General features: G+C 32.1%; 21 protein-coding genes. 12 read left to right on the top strand and 9 right to left on the bottom strand.

All coding sequences use genetic code 11. The features are described from left to right. Positions 1 to 269: 269 nt before the first annotated feature. On the top strand, positions 270 to 587 hold the full coding sequence (locus tag AC2D8I_RS09890) for a hypothetical protein (RefSeq protein ID WP_484705842.1): 318 nt from the start codon (positions 270 to 272) through the stop codon (positions 585 to 587). A gap of 1,026 nt (positions 588 to 1,613) precedes the next feature. Here AC2D8I_RS09890 and AC2D8I_RS09895 read toward each other — a convergent pair. The 5 genes from AC2D8I_RS09895 to AC2D8I_RS09915 form a co-directional block, all read right to left on the bottom strand. After that, positions 1,614 to 1,868, bottom strand: a complete 255-nt coding sequence (locus tag AC2D8I_RS09895) for a hypothetical protein (protein WP_484705843.1) — start codon at positions 1,866 to 1,868, stop codon at positions 1,614 to 1,616. A gap of 3 nt (positions 1,869 to 1,871) precedes the next feature. Then, on the bottom strand, positions 1,872 to 2,702 hold the full coding sequence (locus AC2D8I_RS09900; protein ID WP_484705844.1) for a hypothetical protein: 831 nt from the start codon (positions 2,700 to 2,702) through the stop codon (positions 1,872 to 1,874). Between the two features lie 1,082 nt (positions 2,703 to 3,784). Then, positions 3,785 to 4,858, bottom strand: a complete 1,074-nt coding sequence (locus AC2D8I_RS09905; protein ID WP_484705952.1) for an RHS repeat domain-containing protein — start codon at positions 4,856 to 4,858, stop codon at positions 3,785 to 3,787. A gap of 320 nt (positions 4,859 to 5,178) precedes the next feature. Further along, the gene (locus AC2D8I_RS09910) at positions 5,179 to 5,952 is read right to left on the bottom strand and encodes a hypothetical protein (RefSeq protein ID WP_484705845.1); all 774 of its coding nucleotides are present in this window, start codon (positions 5,950 to 5,952) and stop codon (positions 5,179 to 5,181) included. Between the two features lie 395 nt (positions 5,953 to 6,347). Further along, positions 6,348 to 6,605, bottom strand: coding sequence for a hypothetical protein (locus AC2D8I_RS09915; RefSeq protein ID WP_484705846.1), 258 nt, complete (start codon positions 6,603 to 6,605; stop codon positions 6,348 to 6,350). Positions 6,606 to 6,735: 130 nt separating this feature from the next. Here AC2D8I_RS09915 and AC2D8I_RS09920 point away from each other — a divergent pair, with 130 nt between their 5' ends. Next, the gene (locus tag AC2D8I_RS09920) at positions 6,736 to 7,167 is read left to right on the top strand and encodes a hypothetical protein (protein ID WP_484705847.1); all 432 of its coding nucleotides are present in this window, start codon (positions 6,736 to 6,738) and stop codon (positions 7,165 to 7,167) included. Positions 7,168 to 7,224: 57 nt separating this feature from the next. Here the strand turns inward: AC2D8I_RS09920 and AC2D8I_RS09925 are convergent, their stop codons facing one another. From AC2D8I_RS09925 to AC2D8I_RS09940, 4 genes are all read right to left on the bottom strand, one after another. Beyond that, positions 7,225 to 7,626: a rhodanese-like domain-containing protein gene (locus AC2D8I_RS09925; RefSeq protein ID WP_484705848.1), complete on the bottom strand. Its 402-nt coding sequence runs from the start codon at positions 7,624 to 7,626 to the stop codon at positions 7,225 to 7,227. Positions 7,627 to 7,652: 26 nt separating this feature from the next. Further along, entirely contained in the window at positions 7,653 to 7,955 is a 303-nt protein-coding gene (locus tag AC2D8I_RS09930) for a rhodanese-like domain-containing protein (protein WP_484705849.1), read from the bottom strand. Between the two features lie 299 nt (positions 7,956 to 8,254). Continuing rightward, positions 8,255 to 8,872, bottom strand: a complete 618-nt coding sequence (locus AC2D8I_RS09935; RefSeq protein WP_484705850.1) for a thioredoxin family protein — start codon at positions 8,870 to 8,872, stop codon at positions 8,255 to 8,257. Between the two features lie 12 nt (positions 8,873 to 8,884). Further along, positions 8,885 to 9,373: a TlpA disulfide reductase family protein gene (locus AC2D8I_RS09940; RefSeq protein WP_484705851.1), complete on the bottom strand. Its 489-nt coding sequence runs from the start codon at positions 9,371 to 9,373 to the stop codon at positions 8,885 to 8,887. A 109-nt stretch (positions 9,374 to 9,482) separates the two neighbouring features. On the opposite strand from AC2D8I_RS09940, the gene AC2D8I_RS09945 reads away from it, so the two are divergent. The 10 genes from AC2D8I_RS09945 (at position 9,483) to AC2D8I_RS09990 (ending at position 18,531) form a co-directional block, all read left to right on the top strand. Next, positions 9,483 to 9,941: a MarR family winged helix-turn-helix transcriptional regulator gene (locus AC2D8I_RS09945; protein ID WP_484705852.1), complete on the top strand. Its 459-nt coding sequence runs from the start codon at positions 9,483 to 9,485 to the stop codon at positions 9,939 to 9,941. 27 nt (positions 9,942 to 9,968) lie between these two features. After that, positions 9,969 to 10,535 (top strand): YceI family protein, encoded by a 567-nt coding sequence (locus tag AC2D8I_RS09950; RefSeq protein WP_484705853.1) that lies wholly within the window; start codon positions 9,969 to 9,971, stop codon positions 10,533 to 10,535. A gap of 318 nt (positions 10,536 to 10,853) precedes the next feature. After that, on the top strand, positions 10,854 to 12,251 hold the full coding sequence (locus tag AC2D8I_RS09955; RefSeq protein WP_484705854.1) for an anthranilate synthase component I family protein: 1,398 nt from the start codon (positions 10,854 to 10,856) through the stop codon (positions 12,249 to 12,251). 43 nt (positions 12,252 to 12,294) lie between these two features. After that, positions 12,295 to 12,861, top strand: a complete 567-nt coding sequence (locus AC2D8I_RS09960) for an anthranilate synthase component II (RefSeq protein WP_484705855.1) — start codon at positions 12,295 to 12,297, stop codon at positions 12,859 to 12,861. Between the two features lie 62 nt (positions 12,862 to 12,923). Next, entirely contained in the window at positions 12,924 to 13,916 is a 993-nt protein-coding gene (gene trpD, locus AC2D8I_RS09965; RefSeq protein ID WP_484705856.1) for an anthranilate phosphoribosyltransferase, read from the top strand. Position 13,917: 1 nt separating this feature from the next. Further along, positions 13,918 to 14,700, top strand: coding sequence for an indole-3-glycerol phosphate synthase TrpC (trpC, locus tag AC2D8I_RS09970; protein ID WP_484705857.1), 783 nt, complete (start codon positions 13,918 to 13,920; stop codon positions 14,698 to 14,700). 101 nt (positions 14,701 to 14,801) lie between these two features. After that, positions 14,802 to 15,431, top strand: a complete 630-nt coding sequence (locus AC2D8I_RS09975) for a phosphoribosylanthranilate isomerase (protein WP_484705858.1) — start codon at positions 14,802 to 14,804, stop codon at positions 15,429 to 15,431. A 40-nt stretch (positions 15,432 to 15,471) separates the two neighbouring features. Continuing rightward, complete coding sequence (gene trpB / locus AC2D8I_RS09980; protein WP_484705859.1) at positions 15,472 to 16,653, top strand: tryptophan synthase subunit beta; 1,182 nt, start codon at positions 15,472 to 15,474, stop codon at positions 16,651 to 16,653. Positions 16,654 to 16,886: 233 nt separating this feature from the next. After that, the gene (gene trpA / locus AC2D8I_RS09985; RefSeq protein WP_484705860.1) at positions 16,887 to 17,651 is read left to right on the top strand and encodes a tryptophan synthase subunit alpha; all 765 of its coding nucleotides are present in this window, start codon (positions 16,887 to 16,889) and stop codon (positions 17,649 to 17,651) included. Between the two features lie 466 nt (positions 17,652 to 18,117). Continuing rightward, a complete protein-coding gene (locus tag AC2D8I_RS09990) occupies positions 18,118 to 18,531 on the top strand; it encodes a DUF805 domain-containing protein (RefSeq protein ID WP_484705861.1) in 414 nt (137 codons plus the stop codon).

Consider the following 18,531-nt stretch of genomic DNA (forward strand, 5'->3'; position numbering starts at 1 on the left):
TCTTACCAAAAAGAAATTTAAAGACTTTTTTAATAAAAATGTTGCTACACTTTAGCACAATAAAAAAGCCTCTACATCCCTTAAAAGCTTTCTCTTTATTTTTCTTACTCGATACGCCACTAGCAAATACTAGCGGTAGCCGTAACGTGATAAACTAGTGCCATCTGGGGGCTTTTACATCTCTGTAAAAGCTTTTATCTCTTTATTTTTTTATTACTCTTGCACCAAAATTTAACACCACTAAGCACAGCTTAACAGTAGCGTGCGCTATGTCACATCGGGGTAGCGACACGTGGTTACCGAGCGGGGGATTATTCATAATAAAAAAGCCTTTACTTCTCTGTAAAAGCTTTTCTCTTTTTATTTCTACTCTTATTCTTATACCAATCTGTAACGCTACTAAGCTAAGCTTAGCAGTAGCGATACGTGGTAGCCTAGCGGGGGACAATAATGCTTTGCAAGATCCTTTAATGCTTAAACGCCTTAACGAGATCAACAATTTACCTAATAAAGAAAAAGACGCACTATTGCTTACTCTTGATGCTTTTTTAAGAGACTTTAAAACTAAACAAGCTTTCTCTTCTTAAAACCACAAAAAAAGCCCCTACATCTCTGTAAAAGCTTTATCTTTTTATTATTCTTGTCTTCTTATACTCATACCGCTACTAAGCTAAGCTTAGCAGTAGCGACACGTGGGCCCCTAGCGGAGCACCTACAACTTAATGTAAATGCTTTGTTGCTTACTCTTACCGCCACTAGTTACAAACTAGCGGGAGCTGGGGGGACACGTGTTACCTGAGCGGGGGGTAAACTATGTCCCTTAACGAACATGGACTTAAACTAAACAATTGATTATTCATAATAAAAAAGCCTTTACATCTCTGTAAAAGCTTTTCTTTTTTTATTATTCTTGTCTTGTTATACTCATACCGCTACTAAGCTAAGCTTAGCAGTAGCGACACGTGGTAGCCTAGCGGGTAGTAATACGTGATGCTAAAAGCTAGTGCTAAACTCTGCTTAGTAGCCACAAACTAGCTCTTTTATTCACAAAACAATACCTCACTTTTACATTTGTTATTGGTTTAATAATTACTCAATACGCTACTAAACTAAGTTTAGTAGTAGACACGCGTTACTAAAAGCCAGCGCTAAGCTCTGCTTAGTGACCACAAACTAGCGCTTTATTCACTAAAACAACACCTCATTTTCATATTTGTTACTGCTTTTATAATTACTGAATATGCTACTAAACTAAGTTTAACAGTAACCATACGTATTACTAAAGGCTAGCGCTAAGCTCTGCTTAGTGACCATAAACCAGCTCTTTTAATCACAACAACAACCCATTTTCATATTAGTTATTGCTTTTAATAATTTACTCAATACGCTACTAAGCTAAGCTTAGCAGTAGCGATACGTGGTCACCCATCGGGGAGAATAAAGATGCAGAACTTTTAAAAGACCCTAAAATGCTAAAGCGTTTACAGGATATTGATACGCTTCCTAGTGAAGATAAAAATGGTATTCTTTATGCTTTGGACAACTTGCTTAAAGCGGCTAAATTAAAGGCTATTTAAAAGCAACAAAGCTATCGATTAGGATAGCTTTGTTTATTACCATTTTATATTATTATCTACTTCTAATTTATAAACTTGCGGCTTATCATCATACTCTTCAAATACATATAAGCGTTTACAAGAGGGACACTTCCAGATAGAATGCTTATCAACGTCAATATTAATGACAGGCTCTTTTTCTGACCTATCTAAAAGTAATAACCATTCATCCTCATTAAATAATTTATATTCTATTTCTGAGTCACTAGAGTTACTTAAAAGCTCTCCACATTTACATTTTATTCTTGACATTTTTTATAATTTTTTTACTCCAAACTCAACCACACCATCCTGTGTAGCTATTCTCACTTTTCCTTTAAAAGCCTTTCCTTTATCTGTTCCTTTAAAACGTTTATAAATATCTCTTGCATCATCTAATGACCCTTTTGGAATTCTAATATCTAAATCTATAATATCAACTCCAATTTTTTTAGTTGCTTTTTTCAATTGCTCAACTGCTGTATTTGGATTTAAAAGTGTTTTAGTCAAAGCTTTAAACTCTACTTTAAGACCATCAATTGTAAAATCTGGTAATTTATCTATACTATTTTCCTTGATTCTTTTAACAAGAGAACCATCAGAAAGATATTCCGCTACTCTTTTTGATTCAAAATCTTTTAAACCTTTCCTTACACCTTTAAAAGCTCCTTTCTTAATTGCTCCTTCTATTAAATCAATAGGGTCTAAAATTACTGGTATACCAGTAACTGTTTCAAAAATAAATTCCCCTCCTTCTTTTGCTAATGCTGTTAATCCAAATAATTCAATTGCTCCAACAAAAGCTAAAGTTCCCCCTATGGTATATACTGCAAAAGTAGAGACTTCATCAGCAGAAGCCCCAATATCAGTTGGGTCAAATTCTATCCATTTATGTTTTGAATAATAATAATTATGAACTTCATTTTCTGAATAAGTCCTTGCAACATACATTGTACTTGGTAATAACTCATCAAAGAAATCACCGTGTAACTTATGCATACCAACAGTTTTAAAAACTACTGTCCTTGCAATATCTTCACCAAACAGTTTCTTTTCAGCTGCTTTATCTAACCTATTCCAAAAAAGTTCAGGTTTAGAAGGCTCCATACCTTCTAAATCTTAGTATAATATTGGACTATTACCTGCATATTGATATGGTGACCACCAAGGAAACTTGTACTCTAATGGGTCAGTAGCGAGATGCTAAAAGCTAGTGCTAAGCTCTGCTTAGTGACCACAAACTAGCGCTTTATTCACTAAAACAACACCTCATTTTCATATTTGTTACTGCTTTTATAATTACTGAATATGCTACTAAACTAAGTTTAACAGCAACCATACGTATTACTAAAGCTAAATAATTGCTTATTAAAAATTAAAAAAGCTTCTACATCTCTGTAAAAGATTTTTAAACTATTTTTTTTACTCTTACCGCTACTAAGCACAGCTTAGCAGTAGCCACACGTGGCACCCTAGCGGGGCTTATTCAAAATAAAAAAAGCCTTTACATCTCTGTAAAAACTTTCTCTTTTTTATTTCTACTCTTATTCTTATACAAATCTGTAACGCTACTAAGCTAAGCTTAGCAGTAGCGATACGTGGTCACCCATCGGGACTACTAAGCACAGCTTAGCAGTAGCCACACGTGGCACCCTAGCGGGGGCTTATTCAAAATAAAAAAAGCCTTTACATCTCTGTAAAAACTTTCTCTTTTTATTTCTACTCTTATTCTTATACAAATCTGTAACGCTACTAAGCTAAGCTTAGCAGTAGCGATACGTGGTCACCCATCGGGGGTAGCCATTACTTTGATAAACTAGCACCAGCAGAGGACTTTTCTTTTAAGAAGAATAAAACAATGAATAAAACACAACTTAAAAGATGAGAATATGTAGCAAAATTTATGATTGTGAAATCAAAAAAATCTAACCCCAAAAACCAAAAACTAAAAAACCCAGAAATTAAACCGATAAAAAAACCTAAAAATAAATTCAATATTCTTTTCTTTTTAGAAAAAAAAAGAAAAAAAAGTGAACTCAAAATTACAATTGAATAAAATCTAAAAATTATGCCGTTATCTTTTCCGTAATAAAAGCTCATATCATAATCTCTAATCCTAAAGTCCAACCATAATACTATAGCAAAAATTGACAATATAAATAAACTTAATTTAAACAGTTTTGTCATAATTATTTAATTTCACTTTCAATTTTATCATTTAACTCAATAGTTGCTTTTGTAGCGACGGCTTCAGCAGCTTTAGAGTTCCAATCTACTTTTTTATCTTTTACTTCAACAACAACAAAGTCTAATGCTTTAAACATAGAACCTTTTCCTAAATCATGATTCATTTCAGCATGAGAACCTTCTCCTTCATGTGGATATTTCCCAGTAACAAGTTTCTTTTTTAAAAGTTTAGCAAATTTCTTGTGTTCTTTTGAAGTTAGAGCTTCTTGTAGCGTTGGAATTTCACTAATATCAGTTTGCCCATAAACTTCTTCATAAATTTCTATAAAATTAGAGTGCGAATAAAAATCTTGAACTGCATGAAAAGATTCCCCAATATTAGCACCTAATCTGCTAGCATCAATTATTCCTGATGCATATTCACCTACATATTTATCAACCTCATTGTGAATATTTTTAAAATTGTTAAGTATTTGATTATAACCCATATTATCAAAATGTTCAATATGAATAGACGGAATACCTCTACCGATAGGTTTAGGTAAAGCTCTAACATCTGGAGCAACAACACCTCCATCAAATAACCCAGTACCAACAATTGCGTTCCTGTATGCCTCAATTTTCTCATTTAAGTGATGATTTTTTCCATATTTAAATTTAGATTTTGCAAAAGCCATATTTGTAATACGCTTATGTACATCTATCAAGAAATTTCCATCTGGGTCAATAAAACTTAACGGGTTATTATTGACATAGCTGTATAGTGTCAAATCTGGTAGTTTTTTAAACTCACTGTCAATTTTAAACCATCTACCAATTCGTGGGTCAAGCATTCTAGCTCCAAAATCGTAACTACTTCCTTTAACACCTTTTATTTCATCATCCTTTTCCATTCCATTGAAGCCATAACGATAGCTATCACTAGAACCATGTCTATTAGGTAACAATTGCCCGAAGGGATAATAATCATTATATGAAAGAACGTCTGGTTTAAAGGTAATGTTATTTTCTGTACCGTCAAATATTTTTCGGTCTGTTATTACACTTAATACATTCCCTAAACAACTGGTTTGAATACCGTTTCAAAATAAAACTAGATTCGTTAGCCCCTTTTTCCATTTTAATATTTTCTTTGCATTTTCACCCTTATTCAATACACTACTAGTGATGGTCATGCAAATAATCAAGCGAAAGGTATGCATCTTGTTTTATGCGTTCTGGTTTAGAATTAATAAGTCTCAATTCCAAAAAAACATTTTTTATAAAACATATGTAGGCTTCCCTTTTTATAGAGAAGCCTACAGTACTACACAGTTTACAACCGTATCTTTTTCTTTACAGAAACGCCATTAATAAATACACACTTCTCTTTGTGTATCGTTATTAATAGTTGTTTTTATTCATAAATATATTGTATTGTGCTATCAAGTTCACCTTGGTAATAGTAAGTAGCTGTTGCAGGGTAGTTTGATGAGTTATATGTATATTCATATTCTTCAAATACACTTATATCACCATTCTCATCATCTGTAATTTTTAAAAGGTTATTTAATCCACTTTCTATATAACCTGAAAAATCAATAGCTATAATATTTAACGTTTCTACATTAGAAATATTTTTATAAATACCATTTTTATTATCAAACTCGTGAGTCGACATTAGGTCATCCACGATTTCGAAAGTAACTTGACTATTATTTAATGTAATAATGCGATCAGAAATATGCGAGGTTTGCGCATTATAATCACCAGCATACTGTTTTTCAAGTATCGTACCGTCGTTATTGTATATCAACTCAAAACCTAAAGCTTCGTTGTTTGATATATACGCAACATATGAAATTAATTGGTTATTTGAATTATAATTGAAAAGGGTATAATCAGATGAAATTCCATTTGATGATGTGTGATTTATTCTTTTTAATAAGTTGTTTTCATACAAATATTCATAGAACCCGCCCTCAGAATCCAAAATCTTTGTAAGATTATTATTTTCATCGTATGAAAAATATTCAGTAATGATTTCATCATCAGAATAAGTAACACGTCGTTCTTTTAATAAAAGAACCTCTTCTTGTGGAGGATTATTATCTTCTGAAGCGTCATCGCTACTACAAGAAAACAATGTTAACAGTAAGGTAAAGGCTATTGGTAAGGTTTTTAAATTCATAATTTTTATTATTGATTTTATAAGTTCAAGTTTTAAATACTTAAATGCTTTTTGAGTGTAACATTATAAATAATTAATCCTTGCGCAAAACTATCATATCCCACCTTTAAAAGCAAGGTTATTCGCATATAAGATATCGTGTAAGTTATACTGTATTAAAGTATTGATATCTCTAACAAAATGATTAACAATTCATCATTTCAAAAATCATTCTGTATAAAATAAATATATCCGAAGTGATTGCAGACATACAATTAACTTTTAAAACACTAATAATGCTGCCTATACTTAAAAAATGGATGTCAATAATAATTAAAACAAATCCCCATAAACTAAACGTTATGGGGATTACTAAAAACAATTATCAACATCTCATTAATCATTTTCAGGCAAATTTATTTAGAAAGCAGCTTATTCTTTTTTGCTTCTCTTTTATTAAATTCATACAGTCTTTTTTGAAATACTTTAAAAATAGCATCTTCTATATCTAGATTTTCTTTTCGCCCATTTAATACTGCACTTATATAGGTATCGCTAAAGATTTCGCCACTTTTACTTGTTATGTTTTTATACTCTAATTCTTGTAGAACATCTTTTATATAGTTCGTTTTAAGATGCACCTTTAGCTTTATTGTTTCGTCAGTGGTTATCATAACATATTATTGATTACTTGGTAAATATTTGGTACATTTGAGGTAAATGAAAACACTAAAATACAAATAATATTCTGTATTTAAAAATTATTATCTGTAAAAATGTGTGAAATTATAAATATCCCAAAAAATGGAGATAGTAAAAAGAATAATAGAAATACAAAAAGAAGTCACAAAAAGTCAACGTTCTTTCGAATTAAGCATAGGTAAAACTAGTGGCTACCTTAATGTTATACAAAGAAATAAAAGCACACCAGGAGTAGATTTAATTCTTAAAATAATAGAAATTTATCCAGAATATAATTTAAACTGGATTATGACTGGCAATGGCGAAAAATACAACAAGAATATTGAAGTTAATAGAGTAAGCGAAGGACGATCGCATTACATAACCAAAGAAAACGGAAGTATAGAAAGTATTATAAAAAAACTTATTGATACCAAAACTGATTCCATTTTAAAAGAGCAAGAACAAAAAATAAACGCTCTTAAGCATATTATCACTAAACTACAAACACGTTTAAGCCTTATTGAAAAGAAATCGGGTAAAATAAATAGTTAGCAGCTACATACTACAGTATATAAAAAAAGCCTCGTTTAAAATACGAGACTTTTTGTTTTATAAAGGCTTTAATTTTAGTTTTAATTCTTGATGTTTCCATTTAGAAAACCCACCTTTTAAGTCATATATTTTAATAAAACCAGCCTCTTTTAGCTTTTGTGCACATTGAGAACTTCTACCGCCTACTTGACAATATAAAATTACGGGTTTTAACTTATCTAACTTTTTAATGTCTTCATCAAAATTTGGAGAGTTAAAATTTATATTTTGGGAGTGTTTTAAATGTCCATCGTCATACTCTTTTTCCGTTCTAACATCTACCAATTGAACATCTTCTAAATCTAATAACGTTTGCATTTCTTCGGGTGTGATAACGGTTATTTCGCTATTATCTAAGTCTGAGCACCCTAAAAAAATTAACAAGAATAAAAAGCTTACAATAAATGATGATTGTTTCATGATTGATATCGTTTTTATATTTTATTTCAATGCGTTTCCCATTCAGAAAACCCACCAACAAGATTATAGGTATTCTCAAACCCTAATTGATTCATTATCGCACAAGCTTGAGCACTTCGACTTCCTGCTTTACAATAAACATAGTAATTCTTTGTTTTATCTAATTCCTCCAACTCATAAATAAAAGCTTGTCCTTTAAATATATTTATATTTTTAGCATTAGGAATAAAACCATCTGCGACCTCTTCTTCTGTTCTTACATCTAATATAATTGCATTTTCATCTTCATTAAGTTGCGCTTTCCAAGCCGCTTGGGATAAGTCTGACATATTTGTTTTTTTTAAGGTAAAGTTAAGCAAAATTAACTTTTGTTTAAGATATAGACGACAAAAAAAACAAAAGTGTTACAAACGCTACGCTATTAGTTTACTTATCTGCCTTAACCTTACATTTAATTTACATAAAATCAAACCCTTAAAACCGATACTCTTCCCTTACTATATTTCTGTTACAATTTATAACGTGAAACAGTTAATAGTGCTATTATAGGTTTCTTAGCATTTATAATTTAGATTACAGTTTCGTTCTAGGTCAATCTATCCTAACTATAAAAGCCGAGGCGCTTATTTTATTGTTTAATAGAACAACCAATAGCTTTAGTTTCTTTAATTTTAACCTCTTGCCCGTTCAAAAGGGCAACTACAGCATTTTCAACATACTTATTTTTAACACTAGATGCATCTTTATAGTTATCATCTATCGCTCCAATATATTTAACCACATTTCCTTTGGTTGTTTTTTGTAATACATATACATGTGGGGTTTTTGTCGCTCCATATTGCGGATATATCTTTTGGCCTTTATCTAATAAATAAGGAAAAGTAAACCCTTTTTCTTTGGCTCTAATTTTCATTTGTTCCATGCTATCTCCAGGTTTTACATCTGTATTGTTGGGCACAATTGCAATTACAGGATAACCTTGTGTTACATATTTTTTATTCAAAGCTTCTAAACGGTCTTCATAAGCAACTGCAAACGGACAGGTGTTACAAGTAAATGTTACAATAAAGCCTTTAGCATCATTAAAATCTGACAATGCCACCAGTTTACCATCTCTATTTTCTAATAAAAAATCTGTAGCAACATCACCTATTTTATACCCTTTCATAGCGTTTTGACTCTGCGCAAATGCATAAAAAACAAGGAGTACAGCTGCTACCAATATTAATTTTATTCCTTTTTTCATAATCTGCTCTATTTAATCTAAAAACAAATCCAATGCTCCTTTCAATTCTTCGTAATTAAATGATTGCTCAAAAAAACGACGTTTACTCTTATTATATATTAATGTAGCAGGTATAGCACCAGACCAATTTTCATCAACCTTTGGAATCCAGTCATTAGCACTAACATCATCTAATGCGACAACATAAGACATTAACTTATTTTTTTCTATAAATGGTTTTAATCGGGTCTCATATTGTTTAGGAAAATCTAAACTCACAAAAATAACTTCAACATTTTTAGACTTGTAGTTTGATCTTAATGTTTCAAAATGAGGCAGCTCTTTAATACAAGGGACACACCAAGTCGCCCAAAAATTAATCACATAAGTTTTTCCATCCGTTTTATGTAATAAAGGTTCAAGTGCTTCAAAATTATAAACCGCTAAAGCTGGCAAAGCCTTCTTATTTTCTGATTTACAAGAAAATAAAACCAGTAATATCATTAATAGTATTCTGTTCATCTTATAAAGTTATTAATCCCTTTAGCGATCATAAAAAAAATTAACACAAAATTATATCTCATAAACATATAAAAAACTATATTTGTACATACAAACGTTGTATAGACAAATGAAAATAGAACAAGAAATAAAAAGCTCTGTAGAACTTCCTATTCATCAAAAAACTATTATTAATATTCTGTATACAAGTAATATAGTTAAGGAAGACTTATCTTCCTTTTTTAAAAAGTTTGGCCTTTCAATGGAACAATATAACGTTCTTAGGATTTTAAGAGGACAAAAAGGAAATCCTGCTAGTCTTGGCATTATCCAAGAACGAATGATTAATAAAATGAGCAATACAACCCGCTTAATAGACAAACTTATTGTAAAAGAGTTGGTAACGCGAAAAACCTGTGAAAACAATAGAAGAAAAATAGAAATATTAATTACAAATAAAGGGATGGATTTAATGTCTCAAATAGACAACAATCTACCTTCTAAACAAAACAACATTACCAATAAACTAAATCATAAGGAGCTAGAAACATTAAACGCTTTATTAGACAAAATAAGGACACAAAATTAAATTAAACACAAATAACAATCACTAAAAATGAAGACAATTAAAAACACACTAGTAATCGTATTAACATTAGCACTAACCTCCTTTACAACATCACTTGTAAAAAAAGACTTGAAAGTAAAAGATAGTAAAATTACTTGGACAGGACATAAAATAACAGGTAAACATGAAGGGACTATTAATTTAAAAGAAGGGGTGCTTTCGTTTGAAGCAAAAAAATTAGTTGCTGCTAGCTTTACAATGGATATGCCTTCTATAAATACAACCGATATAAAAGGAGAAATGAAAAATAATTTAGATGGTCATTTAAAATCTCCAGATTTCTTTGATGTAAAAAACCATCCTACAGCAACATTTAAAACAACTGCTGTAAAAGGTAATAAAAACAATTACGAAGTTACTGGTAACCTAACCATTAAAGGCATTACTAATCCTATAACATTTAACATGGATGTAAAGGCTAATAAAGCGACAGCGAAACTAAAAGTGAATAGAACAAAATACGATATTAAATATGGTTCTGCTAGTTTCTTCGATGGATTAAAAGACAAAGCCATACACGATGAATTCGACTTAAATGTTAGTTTGTCATTCTAACATAGAGCCGACTTTAGACTTAAATGTTAGTTTGTCATTCTAACACAAAGTCTGTAGTAAAAAAGATTCCTAGAAAATAGGAATCTTTTTTTATTAAAAGGTTTGAAAACTAAATTTACATTTATATCTTTGACCCTTATAAAATTATAATGAATAATACTTTAAATAATACTTGGTGGTGGAGCTCTCGAAAAACAGATTCGTGAACTATACCCGTATGTATATTTAAAACCAAATAATACAAAAAGGCTTGTCATTCACGACAAGCCTTTTTTGTATTCTGAACATATTTCAAAATGTTTAAACAATTAATAATCTATGAAAACCTTTAGTCTATACACCCATTACAAAAAAATACTAGCAGACACTATAACGCCTGTTAGTATATACTTAAAAATAAGAGATAAGTTTCCTAACAGCATTCTTTTAGAAAGTAGTGATTACCATACTAACAATAATAGCTTCTCTTATATTTGTTTTAACCCTATAGCCTCTATAAAAGTTGACCAAAATACCGTAACAGAAACTTATCCAGACGGTAGTACTATGGAGAACAACACTTTAAATGTTACAGATAGAATACATAAATTCACAAAGCGTTTTAAAGTAAGTTCTGAAAATCAGTTTAAGTTTATTAACAATGGTATATTTGGGTACACAGCTTATGATGCAGTGAAGTACTTTGAAGATATCGACATTTCTAAAAAACCTAATTCCTTAAATATCCCGGATATTTATTATGCCGTATATCAAAACATTATTGCAATAAACCATTTTAAAAATGAAGCCTATATCTTTGCACACTGCTTTAATGATAATTCAAGTAATATAGACGCTATTCTACACCTTATAAAATCTAAAAACTTTGCCTCCTATGCATTTTCTACAAACTCTGAAATAACATCGAATTTAACAGACGATGAATATAAAGAACATGTCGCATTAGCAAAAAAACATTGTGCTAGAGGTGATGTTTTCCAATTGGTACTTTCAAAGAAATTTACTCAAGACTTTAAAGGTGACGAATTCAACGTATATAGAGCACTACGCAGTATTAACCCGTCGCCCTACCTATTCTATTTCGATTATGGTGATTTTAAAATCTTTGGTAGCTCACCAGAGGCACAATTAATAGTTTCTAAAGGCATTGCAGAAATACACCCAATAGCGGGTACTTTTAAGCGTACAGGAAATGACGAGAAAGATGCAGAACTAGCAAAACAACTAGCTCAAGATGAAAAAGAAAACGCAGAACATGTTATGCTCGTCGATTTAGCAAGAAATGATTTGAGCAGACATGGCAGTCAAGTAAAAGTTCAAACGAATCGAGAAGCTCAATTTTTTTCTCATGTTATTCACCTGGTTAGTAAGGTTACAGGAAAAATACACGACAACACTCCAACAATGGAAGTTGTTGCAGGAACATTTCCCGCTGGCACCTTGAGTGGGGCTCCAAAATATAAAGCAATGCAGCTTATAGAAGACTACGAAAAAACAAGTCGAACATTTTATGGTGGAGCTATTGGCTTTATGGATTTTAAAGGCAATTATAACCATGCCATTATGATAAGAACCTTTCTCAGCAAAAACCACCAATTACATTGGCAAGCAGGTGCTGGATTGGTCTCAAAATCAAATCCAGAACATGAACTACAAGAAGTCTACAATAAATTAGGCGCATTAACTAAGGCTATAAAATTAGCCAAAGACATTTAAAACAGCACAAAAACACCTTGATAAGTAAAGGATTAGAGAGAAAATGAAAAAGATATTAGTTATAGATAATTACGACAGCTTCACATACAACCTTGTGCATTATTTAGAGGATTTAGATTGTGAAGTAACAGTAAAAAGAAATGATAAGCTTAGCTTGGAAGAGGTTGATGCTTTCGAAAAAATAGTATTATCACCCGGCCCAGGCATTCCTGATGAAGCAGGCTTACTAAAAGCCATTATAAAAAAATACGCCCCTACCAAAAGTATTCTCGGTGTCTGTTTAGGACAACAAGCAATAGCCGAAGTTTTTGGAGGAACTTTAGTAAACTTAGACACTGTTTTTCATGGGGTTTCTACAAAAGTAACTATTGTTGTAGATGATGATCCCCTTTTTTCTGGATTAGAAAAAAATATTACTGTTGGGCGTTACCACTCGTGGGTTGTAGATACTAATTTACCAGAACAATTAAAAGCGACTTCCTTTGATGAGAATGGGCAAATAATGTCTTTGAGCCATAAAACTTACGATGTTAGCGCTGTACAATATCACCCTGAATCGGTATTAACACCTAGTGGAAAACAAATCCTAGAAAACTGGGTAAACCAATAAACATTAGTTTCGTTTAAATACACTACAAAATGTAAATAAAACAGCCTGATAAACACTTAACTATGAAAAACGTATTAAACAGACTCATAAATCAAGAAAATATAAGCAGTGAAGAAGCAAAAACGGTCTTAGTTAATATTTCTAAAGAAAAATATAACCAAAGTCAAATTGCCTCCTTCCTTACTGTTTTTATGATGCGTAGTATTACACTCGAAGAGCTTAAAGGCTTTAGAGATGCGCTCTTAGAACTTTGCCTCCCAGTAGACCTTTCCGAATTTAATGCTATCGATTTGTGTGGTACAGGAGGCGACGGAAAGGATACCTTTAATATTTCTACCTTATCGTCGTTTGTAGCCGCAGGAGCTGGTGTAAAAGTAGCAAAACATGGTAATTACGGCGTATCTTCGGCCTGTGGTTCATCTAACGTAATGGAGTATTTGGGTATTAAATTTACTAATGATAACGATTTCTTAAAAAAAGCAATAGATAAAGCTGGGATATGTGTACTACACGCCCCTTTATTTCATCCTGCAATGAAAAATGTTGCACCCATAAGAAAAGCATTAGGTGTTAAAACATTTTTTAATATGCTAGGGCCAATGGTAAATCCTTCATTCCCTAAAAATCAAATGATTGGTGTATTTAATCTAGAATTACAAAGACTATATGGTTATCTATATCAAAATACAGATAAAAACTATAGCATTGTTCACGCCTTAGATGGTTATGATGAAATTTCACTAACAGGAAATACAAAAATCATTTCAAATACTTCAGAAACAATATTAAGCCCTAAAGATTTAGAAATAAAGCAAATAGATCAAAAAGACCTCTTTGGAGGGGATACAGTAGCTTCGTCTGCGAAAATATTTATGGATGTTATAAAAGGGAAAGGTACCAAAGCTCAAAACAATGTTGTATGCGCTAATGCTGGATTAGCCATTGCAACGGCCAATCAAATAGACCATAAACAAGGCTTTGAACTCGCCAAAGAATCACTATTAAGAGGAAGAGCTAAAGCAAGCTTAAACAAGCTCATTAAACTAAGCAAATAAAATGGACATATTAAAACGCATAACGGAAGATAAATATAAAGATGTTGCTTTACGAAAGTCGCTTATTCCGGTGCAACAACTAGAACAATCCATTCTCTTTGAAAGACCAACCATTTCATTGGTAAAAAAATTAAGAGAAAGCAACTCTGGAATTATTGCCGAACATAAAAGGCGTTCCCCTTCAAAAGCAGTAATAAATCAAAGTTTTAATGTTTTTGATGTCGCAAAAGGTTATGAAGATGCAGGAGTATGCGGCATGTCTGTTTTAACAAATACCAAATACTTTGGTGGTAGTTTAGAGGACCTATTAACAGCACGAGCAAGCTGTAAACTCCCGCTACTACGAAAAGAATTTATTATAGATGAATATCAAATATTAGAAGCTAAAGCTTACGGAGCAGATGCCATTCTATTAATTGCTGCCATCTTAAATCAAACAGAAATAAAAGCCTTTTCAAAACTAGCCAAGCAACTACATTTAGAGGTTTTAGTGGAAGTACATAATGAGAACGAATTACAAAATGCCATCATACCTAATATAGACATGCTAGGCGTAAATAATAGAGACTTAAAAACGTTTAATGTAAGTTTAGAAACAAGTAAAACATTAAGCACTTTGATTCCTAGTAGTTTTGTAAAAGTATCTGAAAGCGGTATTAGTAATACACAAGCTATAAAACAATTAAAAGCTTATGGCTATCAAGGGTTTTTAGTAGGAGAGCATTTTATGAAAACAAATAATGCTGGTGAAACTGCGAAACACTTTATAGATCAATTAAAATAACATATTCAAAAATCAAATCATTTATCATTCCTATTTATACTGGAATACAATCAAATAAACATTAAACAACACCCTATTTAAGGGGTTAAAACACATTGTATATGAAATTAAAAATCTGCGGAATGAAACTCGAAAATAACATTATAGATGTAGCAGAACTCCAACCTGATTATTTAGGGTTTATCTTCTATGAAAAGTCACCGCGCTATTTTAATACAGCACTCCCCAACCTACCAGAAGACATAAAAAAAATAGGGATTTTCGTTAATGCTAAATACGATTACATTATAGATAAGATAGAGAAGTATGACTTACAAGGCGTACAATTACATGGAGAGGAAACACCAGAATTATGTGCGCAATTACAAGAACAAAACGTAATTGTAATTAAGGTTTTTTCAATTAAAAACCAATTTGATTTCAAATCTTTAATACCTTATGAGAACGTATGTAACTACTATTTGTTCGATACCAAAGGTAAAGAACCCGGCGGGAATGGCTATACTTTTAATTGGAATGTATTAAAAAAATACAATTCTAATAAACCTTATTTTTTAAGTGGCGGCATAGGCCCCAATGAACTAGAAGCCTTATTGTTGTTCTTAAAAAGACCTGAATCCGACTTATGCTGTACCCTCGATTTAAATAGTAAATTCGAAACCGCATCAGGATTCAAAGACTTAAAAAAACTAAAAGATTTTCAATACCAACTAAGAAAACACGGGTATTAATAACAATTAAAAAGAGCCCTGTGGTTTCAGGAATGTAATTATGAAATACAACATTAATAAAAAAGGGTATTACGGCGAATTTGGAGGAGCATATATTCCAGAAATGCTGTACCCCAATGTAGAGGAACTCCGCCAAAATTATCTAAAAATAATGGGAGAACCGTCTTTCAAAAAAGAGTTCGATCAATTATTAAAGGATTACGTTGGCCGCCCTTCCCCGCTCTATTTTGCGAAGCGTTTAAGTGAAAAATACAAAGCCAAAATCTATTTAAAACGAGAAGATTTAAACCATACAGGCGCACATAAAGTAAACAATACCATTGGACAAATTCTAATGGCACAACGCTTAGGCAAAAAACGTATCATTGCAGAAACTGGAGCTGGGCAACATGGTGTCGCTACAGCAACTGTTTGTGCATTAATGGGCATGGAGTGTATTGTATATATGGGCGCAATAGATATTGCCAGACAAGCTCCTAATGTTGCTAGAATGAAAATGCTAGGTGCGAAAGTAATTCCTGCATTATCTGGTAGTCGTACATTAAAAGACGCCACAAACGAAGCTATTAGAGACTGGATAAACAACCCTATAGATACGCATTATATAATAGGTAGCGTTGTAGGCCCGCATCCATATCCAGACATGGTAGCCCGTTTTCAAGCTGTAATCTCCGAAGAGATCCAATGGCAATTACAAGATAAAGAAGGCCGTACAACACCCAATTATGTTATCGCATGCGTTGGTGGTGGCTCTAATGCCGCAGGTGCTTTTTATCACTATTTAGAAAATTCTAATGTAAAACTAATTGCCGTGGAAGCCGCTGGTAAAGGAATCCATTCTGGTGAAAGTGCAGCCACTTCCATTCTAGGAAAAGAAGGGATTATTCACGGCAGTAAGACCTTATTAATGCAAACTAGCGATGGGCAAATTACAGAACCTTATTCTATTTCGGCTGGTTTGGATTATCCCGGTGTCGGGCCTATGCATGCACATTTATTTAAAACAAAACGTGCAGAGTTTATAGCTATTACAGATAATGAAGCCATGGCTTCTGGCCTAGAATTAAGTCAATTAGAAGGCATCATCCCTGCCATAGAAACCGCGCATGCCTTAGCAGTGCTTAGCAAAAAAAGTTTCAATCCAGACGATGTTATTGTTATCAATCTATCCGGACGTGGTGATAAAGATTTACAAAATTATATAGACCATTTTAATTTATAATATTATGGCGTTACCACAAGGGTCGGGCTTTCCGTTATATCTTTTGCAAAAAGAGCAAAAGGATGCCACTGCAATCCCTAACGCTATAACCCCCTTCAAAATCATTTAAAATAACCTCTAATTAATTTTATCCAATACCATTTTACAGACCCAAGGATAAAAATTAAACACTTGAAACGCTAAAATATACAATGAGGTCTTAAAACGATTCTCATTAATTAAAAGGAAACATTATGAATCGCATTCAAACCAAATTACAAGAAGACAAAAAACTGCTTTCAATATATTTCTCTGCAGGATATCCCAATATTAATGATACCGTAAATATTATTCAAAACTTAGAAAAAAATGGGGTTGACATGATAGAGATAGGGCTTCCTTTTAGTGATCCTCTGGCAGATGGGCAAACCATTCAAGAAAGCTCAACACAGGCCCTTAAAAATGGAATGACCACAAACCGACTCTTTAAACAACTCGAAGGCATAAGAAATACAGTTACTATTCCTTTAATAATTATGGGGTACTTTAACCCTATATTACAATACGGTGTAGAGGCCTTTTGTAAGCAATGTCAAGATATTGGTATCGACGGATTAATCATTCCAGATTTACCAGTAGAAGTATACAATGAGCAATACAAAACAATATTCGAAAAATATGGCTTGATAAACATCTTTTTAATTACCCCACAAACAACCATTGAGCGTATTAATTTTATTGATGCTATTTCCAATGGCTTCATCTATATGGTTAGTAGCTCTAGCATAACGGGTGGTAATTCAGGGTTTAAAGACGAGCAAACCAACTATTTTAAACGCATCGTCGATATGGAATTAAAAACACCTCTAATTGTAGGTTTTGGAATCTCTAACAACGAAACGTTTAACCAGGCGACCCAATATGCAAAAGGCGCTATTATTGGTAGTGCTTTTATAAAACACTTAACTCAAAACAGTACAACAGCAATAGATGCGTTTATAAATAGTATAAAGGTTTGATATTGTTACTAAAACAAATAAATTAGAGGCATTAAATACCTCGCAAGTCATTTATGAAGCCTTCAATTACCATAAAACCATTAACAAGTACTATTAACATTCTTATAATTGGTTTTGTACTCTTTTCGTCTTGCATCAAAAAAAAATGATCGTTATTTTAATGAAACTCTTAAAGTTATTACGCTTAGGGCGCAATCGGGACTCTTTTTAATACCAGAAATGTACTACAATTAAGATTATGTACCCACAATAAGCATCTTATAATATACAGAATACAATAATTATAATAGTAAACTAAACCCCGACAACTTACCTATTAAAAAATATTTAATTTTCAATAAATACTATTTCTAATTTTATGAAAATATTTTCCTACAAAAGAAATCATTTTCTATCTTTTACTCGTCTTAAATGATATATTTGCAGCTAATTGTAAACTAACTTATATTAATTAAAACTAAAATTTATGAAATGGTATTTAAAAGTAGTAAGAGACAACTATGCTAATTTTGAAGGAAGAGCGAGAAGGCAAGAGTATTGGATGTTTCTTCTGTTTAATTTTATTTTTACGATTGCTATTGCGATAGCTGTTGGAGTTATAGGAACCATTATAAATGTTCCTGCTTTAGCATTCATTTATGTCATTTATGTCGTAGGTATAATTATTCCTAGTTTAGCAGTAGCAGTAAGGAGATTACATGATACAGGAAAAAGTGGTTGGTACTATCTAGTTTCACTTATCCCTCTTATTGGAGGAATATGGCTCTTAATTTTACTTGCTACAGAAGGAGATAGAGGGACTAATGAATATGGCCCAGACCCTAAAGCTCTAGGAAATGAAGAGATTAATGAAATTGGCCAAGCCCAACCTGAAGCATAA

The sequence above is a fragment of the Lacinutrix sp. YIN62 genome (assembly GCF_057219185.1).

Bases quoted from the DNA above. Each gene is read 5' to 3' on its own strand.
- trpC (WP_484705857.1), top strand. From the start codon at position 13,918: ATGGACATATTAAAACGCATAACGGAAGATAAATATAAAGATGTTGCT.
- AC2D8I_RS09920 (WP_484705847.1), top strand. From the start codon at position 6,736: ATGGAGATAGTAAAAAGAATAATAGAAATACAAAAAGAAGTCACAAAA.
- AC2D8I_RS09900 (WP_484705844.1), bottom strand. From the start codon at position 2,702: ATGGAGCCTTCTAAACCTGAACTTTTTTGGAATAGGTTAGATAAAGCA.
- AC2D8I_RS09915 (WP_484705846.1), bottom strand. From the start codon at position 6,605: ATGATAACCACTGACGAAACAATAAAGCTAAAGGTGCATCTTAAAACG.
- AC2D8I_RS09910 (WP_484705845.1), bottom strand. From the start codon at position 5,952: ATGAATTTAAAAACCTTACCAATAGCCTTTACCTTACTGTTAACATTG.
- AC2D8I_RS09895 (WP_484705843.1), bottom strand. From the start codon at position 1,868: ATGTCAAGAATAAAATGTAAATGTGGAGAGCTTTTAAGTAACTCTAGT.
- AC2D8I_RS09945 (WP_484705852.1), top strand. From the start codon at position 9,483: ATGAAAATAGAACAAGAAATAAAAAGCTCTGTAGAACTTCCTATTCAT.
- AC2D8I_RS09935 (WP_484705850.1), bottom strand. From the start codon at position 8,872: ATGAAAAAAGGAATAAAATTAATATTGGTAGCAGCTGTACTCCTTGTT.
- AC2D8I_RS09950 (WP_484705853.1), top strand. From the start codon at position 9,969: ATGAAGACAATTAAAAACACACTAGTAATCGTATTAACATTAGCACTA.
- trpD (WP_484705856.1), top strand. From the start codon at position 12,924: ATGAAAAACGTATTAAACAGACTCATAAATCAAGAAAATATAAGCAGT.
- AC2D8I_RS09890 (WP_484705842.1), top strand. From the start codon at position 270: ATGTCACATCGGGGTAGCGACACGTGGTTACCGAGCGGGGGATTATTC.
- AC2D8I_RS09930 (WP_484705849.1), bottom strand. From the start codon at position 7,955: ATGTCAGACTTATCCCAAGCGGCTTGGAAAGCGCAACTTAATGAAGAT.
- AC2D8I_RS09955 (WP_484705854.1), top strand. From the start codon at position 10,854: ATGAAAACCTTTAGTCTATACACCCATTACAAAAAAATACTAGCAGAC.
- trpA (WP_484705860.1), top strand. From the start codon at position 16,887: ATGAATCGCATTCAAACCAAATTACAAGAAGACAAAAAACTGCTTTCA.
- AC2D8I_RS09975 (WP_484705858.1), top strand. From the start codon at position 14,802: ATGAAATTAAAAATCTGCGGAATGAAACTCGAAAATAACATTATAGAT.
- AC2D8I_RS09925 (WP_484705848.1), bottom strand. From the start codon at position 7,626: ATGAAACAATCATCATTTATTGTAAGCTTTTTATTCTTGTTAATTTTT.
- AC2D8I_RS09990 (WP_484705861.1), top strand. From the start codon at position 18,118: ATGAAATGGTATTTAAAAGTAGTAAGAGACAACTATGCTAATTTTGAA.
- trpB (WP_484705859.1), top strand. From the start codon at position 15,472: ATGAAATACAACATTAATAAAAAAGGGTATTACGGCGAATTTGGAGGA.
- AC2D8I_RS09960 (WP_484705855.1), top strand. From the start codon at position 12,295: ATGAAAAAGATATTAGTTATAGATAATTACGACAGCTTCACATACAAC.
- AC2D8I_RS09940 (WP_484705851.1), bottom strand. From the start codon at position 9,373: ATGAACAGAATACTATTAATGATATTACTGGTTTTATTTTCTTGTAAA.